The organism is Hyphomonas sp. BRH_c22, from assembly GCF_000961795.1.
GTDB lineage: Bacteria > Pseudomonadota > Alphaproteobacteria > Caulobacterales > Hyphomonadaceae > Hyphomonas.
In genome coordinates this window covers 35,796-53,376 of the sequence record NZ_LADU01000054.1, presented here as the reverse complement: position 1 = coordinate 53,376, position 17,581 = coordinate 35,796, and the positions used below count along the sequence as shown (strand labels likewise).

17 protein-coding genes and 1 tRNA gene are annotated in these 17,581 nt (G+C 61.5%); 5 read left to right on the top strand and 13 right to left on the bottom strand.

Annotated features, from left to right (window positions below; genetic code table 11):
• Positions 1-111 precede the first annotated feature (111 nt).
• On the top strand, positions 112-978 hold the full coding sequence (locus tag VR74_RS20625) for an OmpA family protein (protein ID WP_299949799.1): 867 nt from the start codon (positions 112-114) through the stop codon (positions 976-978).
• Positions 979-984: 6 nt separating this feature from the next.
• Here the strand turns inward: VR74_RS20625 and VR74_RS07010 are convergent, their stop codons facing one another.
• Genes VR74_RS07010 through VR74_RS20620 form a run of 6 tightly spaced genes read right to left on the bottom strand, consistent with a single transcriptional unit; the run spans position 985 to position 6,929 of the window.
• Positions 985-2,052, bottom strand: coding sequence for a DUF2855 family protein (locus tag VR74_RS07010; protein WP_045695463.1), 1,068 nt, complete (start codon positions 2,050-2,052; stop codon positions 985-987).
• A gap of 14 nt (positions 2,053-2,066) precedes the next feature.
• Positions 2,067-2,807 (bottom strand): enoyl-CoA hydratase/isomerase family protein, encoded by a 741-nt coding sequence (locus tag VR74_RS07005; RefSeq protein WP_045695462.1) that lies wholly within the window; start codon positions 2,805-2,807, stop codon positions 2,067-2,069.
• Positions 2,804-4,141, bottom strand: a complete 1,338-nt coding sequence (locus VR74_RS07000; RefSeq protein WP_045695460.1) for a cytochrome P450 — start codon at positions 4,139-4,141, stop codon at positions 2,804-2,806. Before VR74_RS07000 ends, VR74_RS07005 begins: the two co-directional genes overlap by 4 nt.
• Positions 4,142-4,150: 9 nt before the next feature.
• Positions 4,151-5,485 carry a cytochrome P450 gene (locus tag VR74_RS06995; RefSeq protein WP_299949797.1) on the bottom strand — a complete coding sequence of 445 codons (1,335 nt, stop codon included), beginning with the start codon at positions 5,483-5,485 and terminating at the stop codon, positions 4,151-4,153.
• Between the two features lie 15 nt (positions 5,486-5,500).
• Positions 5,501-6,490 (bottom strand): pseudouridine synthase, encoded by a 990-nt coding sequence (locus VR74_RS06990; RefSeq protein ID WP_299949795.1) that lies wholly within the window; start codon positions 6,488-6,490, stop codon positions 5,501-5,503.
• Positions 6,491-6,512: 22 nt separating this feature from the next.
• The gene (locus tag VR74_RS20620) at positions 6,513-6,929 is read right to left on the bottom strand and encodes a hypothetical protein (RefSeq protein ID WP_299949793.1); all 417 of its coding nucleotides are present in this window, start codon (positions 6,927-6,929) and stop codon (positions 6,513-6,515) included.
• 221 nt (positions 6,930-7,150) lie between these two features.
• Here VR74_RS20620 and VR74_RS06980 point away from each other — a divergent pair, with 221 nt between their 5' ends.
• The gene (locus tag VR74_RS06980) at positions 7,151-8,365 is read left to right on the top strand and encodes a potassium/proton antiporter (protein ID WP_299949791.1); all 1,215 of its coding nucleotides are present in this window, start codon (positions 7,151-7,153) and stop codon (positions 8,363-8,365) included.
• Here VR74_RS06980 and VR74_RS06975 read toward each other — a convergent pair.
• Positions 8,362-9,744 carry a M20/M25/M40 family metallo-hydrolase gene (locus VR74_RS06975; protein WP_299949789.1) on the bottom strand — a complete coding sequence of 461 codons (1,383 nt, stop codon included), beginning with the start codon at positions 9,742-9,744 and terminating at the stop codon, positions 8,362-8,364. The two genes, VR74_RS06980 and VR74_RS06975, sit on opposite strands and share 4 nt — an antisense overlap.
• A gap of 91 nt (positions 9,745-9,835) precedes the next feature.
• Here VR74_RS06975 and VR74_RS20615 point away from each other — a divergent pair, with 91 nt between their 5' ends.
• A complete protein-coding gene (locus VR74_RS20615; protein WP_299949786.1) occupies positions 9,836-10,843 on the top strand; it encodes a hypothetical protein in 1,008 nt (335 codons plus the stop codon).
• Positions 10,840-12,042, top strand: a complete 1,203-nt coding sequence (locus VR74_RS06965; protein WP_299949784.1) for a hypothetical protein — start codon at positions 10,840-10,842, stop codon at positions 12,040-12,042. The genes VR74_RS20615 and VR74_RS06965 overlap by 4 nt, the downstream gene beginning before the upstream one ends.
• Positions 12,043-12,053: 11 nt before the next feature.
• Here VR74_RS06965 and VR74_RS06960 read toward each other — a convergent pair whose 3' ends face one another.
• From VR74_RS06960 to VR74_RS06940, 5 genes are all read right to left on the bottom strand, one after another.
• Positions 12,054-13,022: a lysophospholipid acyltransferase family protein gene (locus VR74_RS06960; protein ID WP_045695456.1), complete on the bottom strand. Its 969-nt coding sequence runs from the start codon at positions 13,020-13,022 to the stop codon at positions 12,054-12,056.
• Positions 13,019-14,014, bottom strand: a complete 996-nt coding sequence (lpxK, locus tag VR74_RS06955; RefSeq protein ID WP_045695454.1) for a tetraacyldisaccharide 4'-kinase — start codon at positions 14,012-14,014, stop codon at positions 13,019-13,021. Before lpxK ends, VR74_RS06960 begins: the two co-directional genes overlap by 4 nt.
• Positions 14,011-15,270, bottom strand: coding sequence for a glycosyltransferase N-terminal domain-containing protein (locus VR74_RS06950; protein WP_045695453.1), 1,260 nt, complete (start codon positions 15,268-15,270; stop codon positions 14,011-14,013). The genes lpxK and VR74_RS06950 overlap by 4 nt, the downstream gene beginning before the upstream one ends.
• Entirely contained in the window at positions 15,267-16,007 is a 741-nt protein-coding gene (locus VR74_RS06945; RefSeq protein ID WP_045695452.1) for a lysophospholipid acyltransferase family protein, read from the bottom strand. The genes VR74_RS06950 and VR74_RS06945 overlap by 4 nt, the downstream gene beginning before the upstream one ends.
• Before the next feature lie 69 nt (positions 16,008-16,076).
• Positions 16,077-16,151, bottom strand: a tRNA-Val gene (locus VR74_RS06940).
• A 483-nt stretch (positions 16,152-16,634) separates the two neighbouring features.
• Between VR74_RS06940 and VR74_RS06935 the strand changes: the two genes are divergently transcribed.
• Positions 16,635-16,877, top strand: a complete 243-nt coding sequence (locus VR74_RS06935; protein WP_045695451.1) for a lipoprotein — start codon at positions 16,635-16,637, stop codon at positions 16,875-16,877.
• Here VR74_RS06935 and gph read toward each other — a convergent pair.
• The gene (gene gph, locus VR74_RS06930; protein ID WP_045695450.1) at positions 16,874-17,554 is read right to left on the bottom strand and encodes a phosphoglycolate phosphatase; all 681 of its coding nucleotides are present in this window, start codon (positions 17,552-17,554) and stop codon (positions 16,874-16,876) included. The two genes, VR74_RS06935 and gph, sit on opposite strands and share 4 nt — an antisense overlap.
• Positions 17,555-17,581: the final 27 nt, after the last annotated feature.

Below are 17,581 nucleotides of genomic sequence, written 5' to 3'. Positions count from 1 at the left end.
CTTCGCCTAATCCGCGAAGCATTTTGACAATGCGCGGCAAAGGAATGAAAGTCAGGCATGCAGAATTTCCAAGCCTCAGCACCTCGGGCCATTGGCGGGAAAGGGTTCGCCATGGCTAATCGTGACCGCAATCTGGCCCGGATCGTCGCATGCTTGGCCCTGATTGGACTTGCTGCCTGCGCTGGCGAAGAGACGGCTGAAGTCGCAGCAAGCGCAGCAGGCAATGACCCTGAATGCATCACCATCGCCGAAGGCCTCTATGTGTTCGAAAATGGCAAATTCACCGCGACCGCGGCGCCAGTGCCGCAAGTGGTGGAGCGTGTGACACGCGTCTCGACGGGCTGGGTTGGCGAGATTGAAACGGCCCTTGCGGCGGCGGGCTATCCCTGGATGGGCATCGTGGCGCGCGAAAATGTGGCAACGCTCACCGGACTTGCCCCTGATGCCGACGCCAAACGCCGCGCTTTGGAAATCGGCACGACAGCGCTCCAGACTGACCCCGTCAGCTCCGCCGAGATCACGATTATCGTTGACGGGATTGGCATTGAAAGCGGCGAGCGTGGCCCGGGCGAAAGCCTCGCAGCGCTTGCCCAGGGCGGCATTTCGGAAGCCGCCTGCCAGCAGGCCCTGAACCAGACCATGGAAGGCCAGAAGATCCACTTCCCGACCAATCGCAGTGACATCTCGCCTGTCAGCACCGGTCTGCTCGATGCCGTCGCAGGGATTTCCATGCTCTGCGACGATTACGCCATCGAAATCGGGTCCCACACGGATTCCCGCGGGTCGGATGAATACAATCTGGTCCTGTCGCAGAAGCGCGCCGATGCGATCCGGCAATACCTGCTGGAACAGGGCGTGGCGGTCGACCAGCTCACCGCCATCGGCTTTGGCGAAAGCATGCCGCTGGACAAGGCCGATACGCCGGATTCGCGCGATCGCAACGTGCGGACCGAATTCCGGATTTCCCGTCGCCCCTGACGGGTCTCAGAAGGTCAGGATGCGTCCCGTCGCGGGGCTGACCTTGCCCTCCAGCGTGTCGTGCCAGGCCGCATCAATGGCATCCATGCCCGCATCTTGCTGCGGCGTCACGAATGCAGATGACGCGCGGTAGAAGGCCATCAGTGACGTGCCCAGCTTCTGGTTCAGCACATCGGCGCCCAGATCCTTTGCCCGCTGCGCCGCATAGGTCGGAACGAAGAAGAATTCCGGCTGCGGGTCAGGCAGGCTGATCGGCGCGCGATTGCCCTCCCAGTCGGTCACGCCAATCACCAGGCTGCGCACGAGGCGGTCTTTCAGCGCATTGTGCACGTCTGCCGTCAGGGCCGGCCGTCCGAGGAAATCGACAAAGGCCGTCAGGCCGCGCGCATGCATGCTGTCGACCTGGTCATAGGTCTGCGTGCGGGCATACAGCCCTGTGCTTTCAACATATTTCACGTTGCCCGGCGATGTCAGCGCCACGGCTTCGACGACGCCCCGGGCCTTCAGGCAGTGCGCCAGCGCCATCGCGGTCTTGGACGACGCGCTGGAAATCACGACCGTCTCCGGCACGGGATCACCCGTCTCCATCAGGCAGTCATCAATCATCCAGCCGGTTGTGAACAATGGCCGGAACAGCATCTGCTGCGCTTCGAAGGCAGGATCATAGGTCGGGTCGGCAGCGGTTAGCACATAGGTATTGTATATCGGCGCCAGGCCCTGCCGGTGTGCGGCGCCGTCAAGGAAGCTCTCCTTGCCGACACGGGCTGGCTGAACATCGAACGTGCCCGAGATCGGCAGGTATCCGTAAACGCGTGCCCCTGCTTCGACGCCAGGCGCTTTGGACTCAATCACCGTCGCAAAGCCCCAGACGGGCACGCGCCCGAATTCGGACGAGCCTGCCGGGAAGAATTTCCAATATTCCATCGCTTCGCCGAACGTGGCGTAGGTCACATTATTGGCGGTCAGCGCAAACGCGTCGACGCGCAACCGCGCCATGCCGTCGGCCAGGTCGGTCACCGGCGCATCGGCCCAGTGGCAATCACGAAGGTCATCGCGCCTGATCAGGTAGTCCATGGTCTTGCGTCCCCTTAGTCTTTGCGCATGAAGGCGCCGATTCGCGCCTGCATGTCAGGTCCGACGCCCTCATTCCTGAGAATTTCCCATTGAAGGCCGGAATCCATGTCGCGCGCATCTGTGGCTTCAAGCAAGCGTTTGTTGGCGGCATGGGAGAAGGAGGAGTTTGCAAGGATCTGGCGCGCAAGCGCGTCAATCGCCGCATCGAATTCGTCAGCCGGAACCACCTGTTCGGCGAGGCCGATCCGCAGGGCCTCTGCCGCATTGATCATTTCTGCCGTGAACATCAGGCGCTTGGCCGTCGCCACGCCCACGCGCCGCGGCAGGCGCTGGCTCATGCCCCAGATCGGGGTCAGCGCCCATTTGGCATGCGTGTCGCCAAACTTTGCTGTGTCGGCGGCGATAATGAAGTCCGCTGCCAGCGCCACTTCCAGTGCGCCGGTATAGCAATGCCCGTGCACGGCGGCGATAACGGGCTGGGGCAGGGTTTCCAGCATGCGCAGTGTTTCCGAATGCCAGCCGGGGGAGGGCACCTTCTCGCCTTCGGCAATGTCGCCAAGGTCATGACCGGCCGAGAAGCAGCGCCCTGCGCCGCGCAGGACCACGCACCCGATTGTCTCGTCCTTCTTCAGGGCAATCGCATGCGCGCGCAGTTCGCGAAACATGCCGACGGTCAGCGAATTCAGCTTGTCCGGCCGATTCAGCGTCAGCAGCGCCAGCCCGTCTTTGTCCTCCCGCGTGACCAGCGTGCTCATGTGGGCTTGCCCATATCCACCATCAGCCTCGAAATCGCATGAACAAAGTTGTTCGGCGCAATTTCCTGTTCACCCGTCCAGGCAATGTCGGGGAAGCGGCTGAGAATCTGGCGATAGGCCGCTTCCAGCTGCATGTTGGCCACGCGCTGTCCAAGGCAGACGTGCGGCCCGTGCCCGAATGACAAATGCTCCTTCGCATTGGCGCGGGTAATGTCATACGTATCCGGATTATCGAATTTGGCGGGGTCGCGATTGGCAGCGGCATAATACATGACCAGCTTCTCGCCCTCGGCAATGCCCTGGCCGCCAAGCTCTGTGTCCTTCGTCGCAGTCCGGCGCATATAGGTCACGGGGCTGACCATGCGGATCGACTCGTGCACGAAGTTCGGAAACAGGCTGTCGTCAGCCATCAGTTTCGCCTTCTGGTCCGGGTTCTGCGTCAGCAGTTTCATCGTGCCAGACAGCGAATTGCGCGTCGTGTCATTGCCCGCAAAGACGATCAGCAGCCACGAGCCATCGAGGAATTCCGGTGACAGCGGCTTGCCGTCAATCTCCACGTTCGCGATGGCACTCAGCAGGTCCGGTTGCGGATTCTTCCGGCGTTCCGCCAGCAGGGAACGGCCATAGTCGAACATCGCCTGGATTTCGTTCATGAAGGCGGTGATCTGTTCCATGCTCACATTGCCCAGGCCCTCCTGTTGCGCCTGGTATTGCGATGTCTCCAGGAAGTGCATCCAGTGGACCAGCTTCGGCCGGTCGGCCGGCGGCACGCCGAGGATTTCGCACAGTGTGAACAATGGCAGCTCTGCGGAGAAGTGTTCCACCATGTCGACCACCTGGCCCTGCGCTACCATATTGTCGAGCAGTACGTCGACATGCGCAGCCACGCGCTTGCGAAGTTCGGCCACGAAATCGGCGCGGAAATAGGCCATATGCTCCATGCGCAGCGGCGTATGGTAGGGCCGGTCCAGATTGATAAGCGAGTTCAGCGAGGATGAATGCAGCAGCGGATGGCGCGGTGTGCCCTCCATGCCATAATTCATCAGTATCCCGCCCTTTTGAGAGGAATAGGTTTCCGGGTTGAGTTCAATCCTCTTGACCAGGTCATAGGATGTGACGGCCCAGAAACCGGCGCCATACTCTTCCGGGTGCCACATCACGGGCGCCCGTTCACGCATCGTCGCAAAGGCGTCGAATGTATAGCCGCCATTGTCAGAGAAAACGGTCGGTGAGGTCAGGTCCACCGGTGGCGTGAGGTCAAACACAGGCGGGTGGCGCGGCTTGGTAGGCGCATGTTCGACCTGATAGGTGTCCGTGACGTTCTGAAAGCCCATGATCGTCTCCTAGAATTTGTAGCTGACGGGAATGGACTTTGGCCCGCCGACGAAGTTCGCCTTGATGAAGGTCGGATCGCCCGCCAGCTCGATCGACTTGATACGGCTGAACAGCTCTTCATAGATGATCTGCATTTCAAGGCGGGCCAGGTGCATGCCAAGGCACATGTGGCCGCCATGACCGAACGAGATCAGCTTGTTGGGGCTGCGATCCACCTTGAACTTGAACGGCTCGTCGAACACGTCCTCGTCGCGGTTGCCGGAAGGATAGCACAGCAGCAGGCTCTCGCCTTCCTTCACGGTTTTGCCGCGCAGGTCATAGTCGGCATGGGCGGTGCGCATGAAATGCTTCACTGGCGTTGTCCAGCGGATGGCTTCATCAACGGCCGTGCGCGCCATGCCCTTCGGATCATCCATGATCTTCTTCAGCTGCGAGCGGTCCTGCAGCATGGCCAGCACGCCGCCGCCGGTCGAGGCGCTGGTCGTGTCATGCCCGGCGGCTGCCGTGATAATGTAATAGCTCATCGCTTCCAGCTGGCCGATCGGCTCGCCGTCCACCATGCCATTGGCGATGACGGTGGACACGTCGTCGCGCGGATTGGCGCGACGGTCTGCGGTGATTGCGGTGAAATACATGAAAAACTCGGCCAGCGTCTGCTGGATCGAGGCGAGCCCGGCTTCCACGTCGCGGTTCTCGATTGCGTCCCTGCGCCGGCTGAGGTCTTCGTCCTGCGCGCCGAATATCTCCTGCGTCAGCTTCAGCATCATCGGCTCGTCGGATTCCGGTACGCCCAGTATCTGCATGATCACGCGCAGCGGATAGTGCAGGGCGATGTCGCGCTGGAAGTCGCATTCCCCGCCCAGGTCTTCCATCCGGTCGACAAACTGCCTGGCAATCGCCCGCACACCGTCTTCGCGCTTCTTCACGTTCTGCGGCATGAACCATTCCTGGGTCAGGTGGCGCAGCTTGAAATGAAGCGGGTCGTCCAGCTGGACGAGCGTCTTCAGCAGGTGCGGCTGGCCAAACTTGGCATAGACGCCTTTCTCCGCTTCCACATAGGACAGCATTTCCCGTTCGCCATTGGTGAACAGCTGGTTCTGGCGGCTGATCTCCATGATGTCGGCATGCTTGGTCACTGCCCAGAAAGGCCGGAAATCGTCCGGTTCGCACCATGCGAGCGGGTCTTCCGCCCTCAGTTTGGCAAAGGCGGCGTCCAGTACAGGCTGGTTCGCATAAACCGCCGGGTCAACGATCTGGTTGCACGTCGCGGCCGCCGCCGCGCTCATTGTCCGGCCCGGATCCATTTTGGTCTCGGGCGGGGTGGCAAGCGCGGTATCGGCCATGGAGGTCTCCGTGTGCTATTTTTTGGGTCTGCGTTTCCTGTCAGCAAGTCTAGTGGAACCGGGCCGCGTGCCAAGGTGTGACTTGGCGGCAGGTGCGGCGCGTTTCGGCGCCTCCCCCAGCGGCTTGTTGGCATCGGCAATCATGTGGCCGACCGTTTCAATCATCAGTTCGGCGGGAATTTCCTCCACGGCGCCGGGGCGCAGGTCACCCAGCTCATAGGGCCCGTAATTGATGCGGATCAGCCGGTTGACGATCAGGTTCACGGCCTCCAGTGCGCGGCGCACCTCCCGCTTCTTGCCCTCGGTCAGCGTCACGGTCAGCCACGAGTTCGCGCCATTCTCCCGGTCGAACACGGCGGTAATCGGCGCATAGTCCACACCGTCTACCGATATCCCTGCGGCCAGGTCGGCAATCTTGAAGTCCGTCACGGTGCCCTGTGCGCGCACACGATAGGTCCGCTCCAGCGCATTTTTCGGCAGTTCCAGTTCCCGCGCCAGCTCGCCATCATTGGTCAGCAGTAACAGGCCCTCGGTTGTCAGGTCGAGACGCCCGACAGTCACGACACGGGGCAGGGATTTCGGCAATTCGTCAAAGATCGTCCGGCGGCCCTCGGGGTCGCTGTTGGTGGCAATCAGGCCGGCTGGCTTGTGATATCGCCACAGGCGTGTCGGCTCGGGTGCGCTGATCGTCTTGCGGCCCACCTTGATCGTCTCGCGGCCGGTGACCTTGAAGGCAGGCGATGTCAGCTTCACGCCATTCACGATCACCTCGCCGGCCTCGATCATGCGCTCAACTTCGCGGCGCGAGGCGACGCCTGCGCGCGCGAGATATTTCGCAATGCGCTCGCCTTCGCTCCAGTCGGGCTCGGCCAGCGTTTTCGGGCTGTGTCCGGGCTTTTTCCGTGCTGTATCCGGGCTGTTCTTGACCGCACCTGTGCGGGTTTTCTGGGGGCGCGAACCAGGTTTTTCCTGGCGCGTGCGGCCCGTCTCTCGACGCTCCGTCATATCTGTATCTTTCGTTTCGGCCCTACAGGAATTGCAGGAGAGGGGCCGCAATAGCAAGTCCGACAAGAAATTCCATCGGAATCCACACCGGGATCATGCCATTCGACCGGTTCTTGCTGCCATCGACCAGCAGGGAAACCGTCCGTCCGAGGGCCGCGCCCATCCACGCCGCCGCCAGAGGCAGCACCACAAGCACGCTCAGCAGGTTCACGTCGCTGGCCGAAACGGTCAGCAGCAGGGCCGCCGTCATCATGTGGGACAACATGAAAAACCCGCCAAACGTCGCCCGGAACTCGGAATAGCCGCCCGGCTTGTCTGGATCGGGGTCTTCAACCAGTCGGACAACACCGGAAGCCCAGCGCGGCGAGATCAGCGCCATAACGCCCAGGATGGCGCCAAACCCCAGCGCCAGCAACGAAATGATTTCCCCATAATGCATGCGGCCGTCCTCCTTCTCATTCCCAACCTAGAGCATTTGTGGTGAAAGCGTAGTGCATCATCAAATTGGCAGGTGACTCGCTGGCGCTGCTTACTCCGGCGGCGGCGGGGTGCATCATTCCCATGCGAACCTGTACGGTTCAAACTGGATGTGGGGCGCCTGCCCCGCCGGGAACATGATGCAGGCTCCAGCGGGCTCGGCCTGTTCTTGAGGGAATGGAAATGGAACTGGCGATCTTTCTGTCGAGCGTGATTGTGTTCGCGACGTTCACGCTCATGCCGCTCGCCCGGCGGTCCGGCGCGCCGATCCTCCTCATCGTGCTCGGTGTCGGCATGCTGCTCGGCGTGGATGGTCCGGGGGGCATCCGGTTCTACAGTTTCCAGACAGGCTTTGATCTCGGCAGCATTGCCCTCGCCATCATCCTGTTCGCCGGTGGCCTGGAGACAGAACGCGGCATGTTCCACAATGCGCGCAATTCGTCCGTCATGATGGCCACGCTTGGCGTCCTGGTGACGGCGGCTGTTGTGGGCCTGTTTGCTAGCGTCGTCGTCGGCCTGCCCCCGTTTGTCGGCCTGCTGCTTGGCGCCACGGTTGCATCGACCGATGCGGCCGCAACCTTCCTGCTGATCCAGCAAAGCAAGGCGGGCATCAGTGAGCGCGTCAAGAACACGCTTGTCCTGGAATCCGGCCTTAACGATCCGATGGCCATTTTCCTCGTTGTCTCCCTTACGGCGATCGTGAATGGCGGGCCGCCTGGGTCATTGCAGGAGGTCGGCGGGTTCCTGTTCTTCCTGTGCACACAAATCGGCGTCGGCCTGGCCGGGGGCATTCTGGGCGGGCGGGCGCTGACCTTCATCATAGACCGGATGACGCTTCCCAATGGCACCTATCCTGCCATGGCGCTGTCCGGTGCTCTGGCCATTTACGCTTCAGTTGCCTTGCTGGGCGGCAGCGGCTTCCTAGCCGTCTACATCGTCGGTATCGTGATACGAAACCGCCTGCAGCGCCCGCTCGACAATATCCTGAACTTCAACGAGGCCCTGCAATGGATCAGCCAGATGGCCCTGTTCCTCCTGCTCGGCCTGCTGGTGGCGCCCAGTCACCTCCTCAAGGACATATGGGCCGCACTCGCAATCGCGGCAGTGCTCATGTTCGTCGCCCGTCCGCTGGCTGTTCTGGTCAGCATAGGCTGGATGGGCTTCACCGCTCGCGAAAACCTCTTCCTCAGCTGGGTCGGCCTGCGCGGTGCGGTGCCGGTCCTGCTGGCGATCTATCCTGTTATCACACCGGGGCCAGTCACGATCGAATTCTTCAATATTGTCTTTGTCATCGTCGTCGTGTCGCTCATCGCGCAGGGCTGGACCATCGCGCCGCTCGCAAACCTTCTCAAGCTCAAGGAGCCGGACGCCGTGACCGAAGCGGACGTGGAAACCTAGCCAGCCAGTTCGGTCAGCAGGACGTGCCAGTGTTCCAGCGCCCCCGGGATGGAATCCACCGGAACCCGCTCGTTCAGGCCGTGCGCATAGTCGTCAGACGGCTTCATGAACACGCCGGACACGCCATAGCTCGGAATGCCCTGGCCGCGGAACAGCAGGCTGTCTGTCGTTCCTGCCGACATGCTCGGAATGATCGGCAGGCCTGGCACATGCGTGTCGACCGCTTTGCGGACCGCCGCCATCAGTTCGGCATCCAGAGGTGACGTCTCGCTTTGCGGGAACTCCAGTGGAAAGGTCACCATTCCCGCATCGCCCACCAGTTCCTGCAGTTTCGCCTGCACCGTGCGCGGCGGAACGCCCGGGAATATCCGGCAATTGATATTAGCTGCGACACGCTGGGGCAGGGCGTTCTGGGCATGGCCGCCCTCGATCTGTGTCGCGACGCAGGTCGTGCGGACCTGGCCAATGTATTCTGGCTCGGCCGACAGGATGGCCACGGCCTCTGCATCGTCCTTGTCCTCGGCAAAACGCGCCATGGCCCCGCCCAGCGCGCCCGGTGTCTGCTTCGCCGTCTCGCGGAAATAGGCCTGCGTCAGCTCGCTCGTCTGCGGCGGGAAGGCATAGGCTGCCACCCTCGCCAGCGCATGCGACATGTCGACAATGGCATTGCTGCCCGTGGGCCGGCTGGAATGCCCGCCGGGATTTGTGATCACAACTTCGAAATCGGCATAGGTCTTCTCGCCCGCCTGCAGGCTGTAATAGAGAGGCGTTCCATCCTCGCCAAGCGTGCCGCCGCCCGCATCGGCGTTCAGCAGCATCCGCGCGCCCTTGAAGCGTGGCGCCAGTTCCGCAGCTGTCACCTGCGCTGTCTCTTCATCGCCCGTCAGGACCAGAATGATGTCGTGTTCCGGCACAAAGCCTTCGCGCTTCAGACGCATCAGCGTGGTGACCAGCATGGTCAGCCCGTATTTATTGTCCAGCACGCCGCGCCCGTAGAAATAGGTCCCGTCGGTCTCCATCCTGAAGGGGTCACGCACCCAGTCGGCCGGGTCCGCTTCCACGACGTCCATGTGCGCATTCAGAATGATCGGCGTCGCGCTGCTGCGGCCCGCATAGTGCGCCATCAGGGCCGCCGTCTCGCCAAAGGGCTCGACTGCCACGTCTTCCGCCGCAAAGCCGCCCGCGATCAGCACCCCGGCCAGGTATTCGGCATAGGCGGGCACCTTGCCACGGCCTTCCACCGTGTCAAACGCCACAGACGCTCCCAGAATCTCGACAGCCTTGTCCACGTCTGCTGGCTCAGCCGCCACCTTCAAGGGCACGCAGATGCACCCCGCCAGGATCAATGTTGCAAGGCTCGTCAGGATTCGTTTCGTCATGTCCGGTCAATTCTTCCCATAGGTTGTATGTTCTCGCACGGCAATTTCGGGACGTCGCTTGCCTTTAAGCTGACGCGGTCCGTGCGAATAGGTGTGGTCTGCGCCACCCTGCGCGTCAATATCTCTGCTCGGTACAGGCCGTCTGCCCGACGGTTGGCGTCCAGATCGAATGACCCTTGTCGCAAGGGACCCGGCGCGCCTGCTTCAAAAAGGCACAATCCTTGCAAATCGGTCCGGCAAACATAGTCAGAGAAGTATTTCAGGGATGGTGAACGCGCCGAAAATCAGTATTTCGCACCTGACGCCGGATATTCCTGATTATTACGCGATATCGCACCTGTCCAGGATATGGCGTGAGGTGGGTCTGGATGTCGAGGTCTCGCGTGAATACGCCGACGATGCCCGGCTATGCATTCTGCATCACGACAAGACGCGCTTGAGCAAAGACACAATTCCGGACGCGCCAAGCGGCGTAAAACCACTCAATGAGGATGTGCTCGATATTTCAAAGCGCTTGATTTCGACGCTTTTGCTCACGCCGGAATCCGACTGGGCTGGACCGGTCATCATCAAATCAGATCTCAACCATTACGGATTGCAGGACGGCGGCGATGACAGGGCAGGCATTGTTGCGCGTGTACAAAAGCGGCTGGCGCGCCATTCATGGCGATGGGCAAGGAAGCTTCCCGAGAAGCACTATCCTGTTCTTGCGTCGCTGAATGACGTGCCCGGTTGGGTGTGGAGCGATCAGCATCTCGTGGTCGAAAAGTTCCTGCCGGAATATTCAGATGATGGCCTTTACTGCGTGCGCGGATGGATATTTTTTGGCGACCAGGGATATGCCTATCGCAGTCTTTCAAAAGACCCGCTTGTCAAAGCCACTTCATTGGTCCGTAGCGAAATACTTGACGCGGTACCGGCTGAACTGGCCGCGCTTCGCGAAAAAATGAAGTTCGACTTCGGCAAGTTCGATTATGTCGAACACGATGGCGTGCCGATACTTCTCGATGCGAACAAGACCCCGACGTATCCCGTTTCGGATGGAACCCCGACGCCGCGCATGCGGCTGTTGGCCAAAGGCATTGAGGCTTTCCTGTGAGCCAGATGACAAGCCACACCAAGCCCCTGGTTCCACTCATGCCGCTTTTCGACCGGGGGGTCGCATTCGCCGCACGAACGGACCTTCGCCAGACGCGCATGATCGGCTTTTCAGCTTTCGATCTCGACAGTGTTACCAATGGGCTTCTGGGCTTGCTCAACGGCATGCCGACGGTGCGCCACATTTGCGGGGTCACGGACGAGGGACTCGCCGTGCTCGAACGGGCTGGTCTCCATGTCGACGAGGACATGCGCATATTCGAGACAGCCGCCGAGGCCAAACGCCGCACGAAAGAGTTGATCGAGGAAGGCTACAAACTCGCCTCGCCCTATCCGCTACCTGTCGGGACCTATCCGCAAAAAGCCCAACTGGTCTCGCGCGATTTGTGGCGTCGGCTTAACAACAAGAAAAATCTTCCAGACATCGTACCGGCGAAGCACCTGTCTGACCGCCGAATCGTTCCGCTCGATGATCCTGCTGCGTTTACATTCAATGGTCCGGTCTTCCTGAAATCATGCACCGACGAGGCAACAGGAATCGGTTACGCTGTTCGCCACTGTACGACTGAAGCAGAATACCTGGCTGCTTTCGAGAGTCTGAAGGCCTTGGGTGACGCAAGCGACGTGATTGTCGAGAACGACATGGACGTCGTCTCCTGCTGGTGCGTGTCGCTCGTCCTGTCGGAAACGGGCATCCACTATGCCGGTGCGGCGGAACAGCTGTTCGACCTGCCGGGCCAGCAGTCCGGCAGCGTGATCAATCCATCCAATCCATTTCCCAAGGCCGCAATCTCGCTGGCGCTGGAGGTTGGCGAAGCGGCACTCGCCATGGGATTCCGTGGTGTTGCCGGGCTCGACATTGGCCTAACCACCCGAGGACGATTGATCGTATTCGATCCGAATTTCAGGATTCAAGGTTCGACAGCCCAGGTAATGCTGCATGCGTCCGCGACCAAGCGGTCCGGCTTGCCGGCTTCGCGGTCTGCGAATTTCAGGAGTTCGCTCAACATTCGACAACTGGCACTCGAGCTCAGCGGGCCGATAGACGATGGGTGGTACATGCCCTTCCGCCTGATAGACGGGGCACGTCATGCTGAGCCGCCTGCCAACACGACCTGTACAGGAATCGTGATGGGTAAGACGCAGGCCGATGCAGAGCGACGTCACGGCCAGTTGAAAAAGCTCCTGGTCGCTGCCTAGATATCGCGAGATCAAGCGGACTGGATCACGCCCGCTTTGCGCCAGGCCTCCTTCGGCCAGCGGCGGTGCTGCCAGAACCATTGGCCGGGTTCGGCGCGGATACAGGCTTCCAGGAACTGGTTGATCCGCGTCACCGAGGCAAGGATGTCCGCCTCCGTGTCGCCCGTGTCCTGCGGCAGGAAAGGCTCATGGATTTCCACCCGGAATCGGGCCGGGCCGGTGCGCACGGTCGACACCGGCACGATGGGCACGCCGTATTTCAGCGCCAGCCGGGTTGGCCCCTGCGCCGTCATCGCGTCATGCCCGAACAGGGGTACCGCGATGCCTTCGCGGAATTTCTGGTCATTCATCAGCGCAACCGGCGCGCCGCGCGCCAGCGCCCGCATCAGTTCGCGCGTGCCAATGCCCTTGGGCGCAGCCGTGCCCGTTCCATAGTCGTGGCGCAGCTTGTTGATGCGCCGGTCAATATACGGATTGTTCAGTGCACGGTAGGTCATCACGGCATGCGGGATGCGCTTGCAGATGGCCGCAGGCATGATTTCCCAATTGGCGAAGTGCCCGGAAATGAACACCGCCCCCTTGCCGCTCACATTGATGGCATCGAGGCGTTCAACACCGACCACGTCAACACGCCCGCTCGTATAGGGATCAATCGCGGGCAGGTGGGGTATCTCGCCCGCCGTGCGCCCGGCGCTTTCCCAGGCCGCCAGCGCGATGCGGTCTATCTCGGCATCGCTCCAATCCGGAAAGGCGAGCTTCAGGTTGCGCCGTGTCGTCTTGTGCTGCGAAAGGCGCGGGCCGATCTTCTTCATCACCCAGCCGCCAAAGTCAGAGGCCTTGTCTGGCCCGAGCAGCTTCATCGGCCACCAATAGATGACGTCCCATGCGATTGTCTCCAGCCGCCATTGCACGCGCTGGCCAAACGAGGCGCGGTTGTCGATGTCCTTCGGGCGGACATAGGTGGAGGGCGTTTCGGTCATGCGCTCGCAGACGTGATGATCGGGGCCAGCAGCGCGTCAAGCGCGCTCGCATCTTCAAAGCGGGCGGCGACCGGAAAGGCAAGCACGCGCTGCTGTTCCGGCTGCGAAAGGCGCACATGGTCCTTGGTCGTCGTGATCAGCCGTGCGCCATGGTGGCTCGCCAGCTTGTGCAGGAATTTCAGCTCGCCTTCGGAATAGACATGATGGTCGCCATATCCCACCGCTTCGCGCAGGTCCGCGCCAGCGGCCTTCAGCGCGTCAAAGAACTTGAGCGGACGCCCGATGCCCGCAAAGGCCACAAGCGGTCCCTCCGGCATGGCGCCGACCGGCTCAACCGACGCGCGCAGGACAGGGGCCGCTGCCAGCATGACCGGGGCTGGAACCTCGCCTTCACCCATCAGGATAACGCCTTGCGCCCGCGCCAGTCCGTCAGCGACAGGTTCGCGCAGCGGGCCATTGGGCAGCAGGTGCCCGTTCCCGAACGGCGCCGCCGCATCAATCACAATGAGAGACAGGTCCTTGTGCAGCGACGGGTTCTGGTGGCCGTCATCCATGACAATCAGCTGAACCCCGTCGGCCTGCATCGCGCGGGCAGCGGCGACCCTGTCCTGGCCGATCCAGCTCTCGCCGCTCGCGGCCAGCATCAGCGGCTCGTCGCCAACGTCAGCCGCCGTATGCGTGCCCGGCTGCACCCTTGCCACACCCTTGATGCCCCCACCGTACCCCCTCGAAAGGGTCGCCGCGCGTATCCCGCGCGCCGCCAGCACACCCCTTATCGCCGCCACGACCGGTGTCTTGCCCACGCCGCCAACAGTGAGGTTTCCGACGCAGATTACCGGAATGTCCACGCTGGCCGGTAACGCCCTTTTCAGCTTGCGCTGCACGCCCAGCCGGTAGGCAAAGGCCAGCGGCGTCAGCAGAAGACGGGTCAGTGGCGCGGCTTCCCGTGATCGTGGGTCCAGCCCGGCTGACCAGAAATGCGGCGCCTTCATTGCAACAATCCTGGTTCGGGAATCAGGGGTAATAGAGCAGCCAGCGTTTCCACCATCGGCGCATCCGCATGTTCCGCCAAAGCATCGACCGCCGCCTGTGACGGCGGCGGGGAATTCTTCAGTGCATCGGCCACACCTGCTGCATCCGCTGCGATCCTGACAAGACCGCGCGATTCAAGGTCGGCCATCATGGGGGCAAAATTGAACACGTGCGGTCCGGTGACAACCGGCTTGGCAAACCTGACTGGCTCCAGCGGATTGTGTCCGCCAACCCCCTCGGCATGTCCGCCACCCAGATAGACGGCGTCGGCCAGGCGAAGCCACAGGCCCATTTCGCCCATCGTATCCGCCAGCAGCACGCGCGTACGTGTATTGGCCACCTGTCCCCTGGACCGGCGCGCATGCGGCAGGCCCCGTGCCTTGACCAATGCTTCCACCTCATCGCCGCGTTCTGGGTGGCGCGGCGCAATGATGATCGCCGTGTCCGGCATATCGGATACGGCATCGAGAAACAGTTCCTCCTCGCCTGCATGCGTCGATGCGGCCACGAGGCAGCGGCGCCCGCCGACGAATCCGTCCCGGATCCGCTTGATTTCAAAGTCGCTCGCTTCAGGGCCCGGGAGGGCAGATTTCATGTTTCCGGCTGACCGCACAGTACGTCCCAGCAAGCTGCCCAGCCGCTGGGCCGTGTCCGTATCTGCGGCGAGCACAACATCGAATTGTCCCACGAGTTTCTGGAACAGTTTGCTGGCCTTGCGCCAGCCATCTGCCGAGCCCTGCGTCATCCGTGCGTTCACCAGCGCGCGCTTTGCCCCGCTGCGTTCGGCTTCGAAAATCAGGTTCGGCCAGATCTCGCCTTCACCGAACACGCACAGGTCAGGCTGCCAGTGCTGGATAAAGCGCTTCGCAATCGCGGGTGTGTCCAGCGGTGCCATCAGGTGGATCGCGGCGTCTGGCAGGGCGGGGCCCATCAGGCGCGCCGATGTCAGCGTCTGGCTGGTGAAAACCAGCATCAGGTCAGGCCGCTCTGCCACCAGCCGGTGACCCAGTTCAAGCAACAGGCGGCTTTCTCCCACACTCGCGCCATGCAGCCAGACCAGCCGCCCGGGGCGGCGACCCGGCATTCCGCGCGCCAGCCGCTCGTTCAGCCGGCCAAAATCTTCCTTGCCCGCCCGTCCGCGGCGGCGCAGCAATCCCGGCAGGAAGGGTGACGCCAGCCGTCCGACGACGCGATAAAGATGAAAGGCTGGCGTCATGCTGTTGTCGGCTCCGAATTGGCTGGCGATCCTTCATAGCCTGCCAGCCTTTCGGATCGCCGCGTGACTGCATCGAGACGGCGCTGCAGTTCCGCGCGCAGCATCTCCGGATCGGCGCTGCGCGGTGTCTCCAGCAATTGTCCGAAAACAATAGCGCCTTTCGTGAACGGAAAGGGGATGACGAACCCATCCCAGCTGCTCAGCTGTTTGGCCGGCCTGGTCGTCACCGCATAGGGCAGGATGGGGGCGCCTGCCCGCTGCGCGATCAGGATGGCGCCGAGGCTGACCTGCTCGCGCGGCCCGCGGGGGCCGTCGGGTGTGATGCATACCGCGCCGCCAGACTTGAGCAGCTTTACCGCATCAATGATGGCGCGGGCGCCGCCCTTGTCCTTTTTGGCCTTCTTCTTGTTGCCAGCAGAACCGCGGATCGTTCCGACGCCGAGGTGGCGCATCGCGCGGGCAACAGGTTCGCCATCGCCTGACATGGAGATCAGCATGGACACGTCGGCCGTCCGGCCCGGCCAGCGACGGATCAGCCGGGTCCAGCCCGACGGGATGAGCATGATCCGGGAATGCCAGATGGCGACGACTATCCCTGGTGCGGAGACCCACGATGCCCTGGCTTCTGATGCGCCCTCGATGGTCCAGCGCACGGTACGGCCAATCAGGGCCATCCAGGACCAGATGAGGAAACCCAGCAGGACAGTGACAGGTTTGGAGCGGAACAGGGACTTCATCGCGTCGCTTATACTTCGCTTTGCGCCTTGCGCCACGATTGCTGGCAATGACAACTGAATTGTTTTGGATGGTGGGCGATGCAAGGTTCGAACTTGCGACCCCTGCCGTGTGAAGGCAGTGCTCTACCACTGAGCTAATCGCCCCGTTTCCAGGAAAGCGCGTCCGTAATCCGATGCCCTCTCAACGTCAAGCCGGGAAGGCCGTAACGAGGCTGCCGGTCCTGATGGCGTCTTTTTCATCAATGCAAAAATGCATTCCAGCATCCCGATGCTAAGCAAATCGACATGCATTAGCTGTGTTGCCTTATTTCCGCTTCCGTACGATCATGTTTGCGTCGTGGGGCCCAATCACACCAATGGTTGCCTGTTGCGCAACGGAATGTATGATTTCCGGCCCGGATTAACCTAGCGGAAAAGCTGGATGAACAACTGTTCATTGTGAATGGCTGTTCATGTTCCAATGTTACGCGATTTTCATTCGATTTCGCCCTTGAGAAACCCGGCAAACATAGTCATCTTCACGTCATAAACGATGAACTGAAGAGCAGTTCGCGGTGTTGATTTAAGAAGGACAGGCCTTGGTGAAGTAATTCGCCAATATAAACAAGAAGCCTGGAGAGAGAGACAATGAAAGACTGGTGTGACGAAGACGGCGCCAAGCGCCTCTGTGAGAAGATCAATGCGTACTGGGCCGAGCGTGGCTACGAAGTGGATGTCGACCTTATCGACGCTGGCTTCGTCCCCGCAATGCGCAGTGCCCGCACGGATGTTCGCAGCAATATGGTAAACGGAATGCCTCGCCGCCGTGCGGCAGGTGAAGCTGGCGCAGCTCGCCCCAGCTACCGTCCCAGATCCGAAGCGTCAGCTTAGCTGACGAATTCAAGTAAAACCGAAACCAGATCCGAATAGTTGCTGACAACTGCGTCGGCGTCGATTTCGTCTTGAGTTTCGGTCTCGTATCCAAACGGAACGAAAATGAAGGGCAGCCCGGCATTCCGGGCTGCCCTTTCGTCTGTCCGGCTGTCGCCCACCATGATCGCGCGTGACCGGTCACCGCCTGCGCGATCCACCGTCAGCAGGATATGGTCTCCATGCGGCTTGCGCTCCGGCACGCTGTCGGCACCGACAATCGCACTGAACCGGTCCGTCAGTTCAAGCGCCGCCAGCAGCTGGTCCGACAGACGTTGTGGCTTGTTGGTGCATACGGCCAGCCTCGCGCCGGCCACCGTCAGGGCGTCCAGGGCAGCTATCGTATTCTCGAAAGGCCGCGATCCCAGCGCGATATTGGCCTCGTAATAGGCCAGGAACTGATTGAACAGGCCATCCAGCCGGCGGCTCTCAGGCTCAACGCCCTGCGCGGCCATGCCTTTCACGATCATCGCCTTGGCACCGTGGCCGATCATCGTGGCAATCGTCTCGAGCCCCACCGGCTGCAATCCGGCTTCAACCAGAACGTGGTTCAGCGCGCTCAGCAGGTCCGGCGCCGTATCCACGAGGGTCCCGTCGAGATCGAAAACAATCGTCCAGCCGTCAAACGCTCCATTCATGCCTGTATGAATTCCTCTCTCGCCACT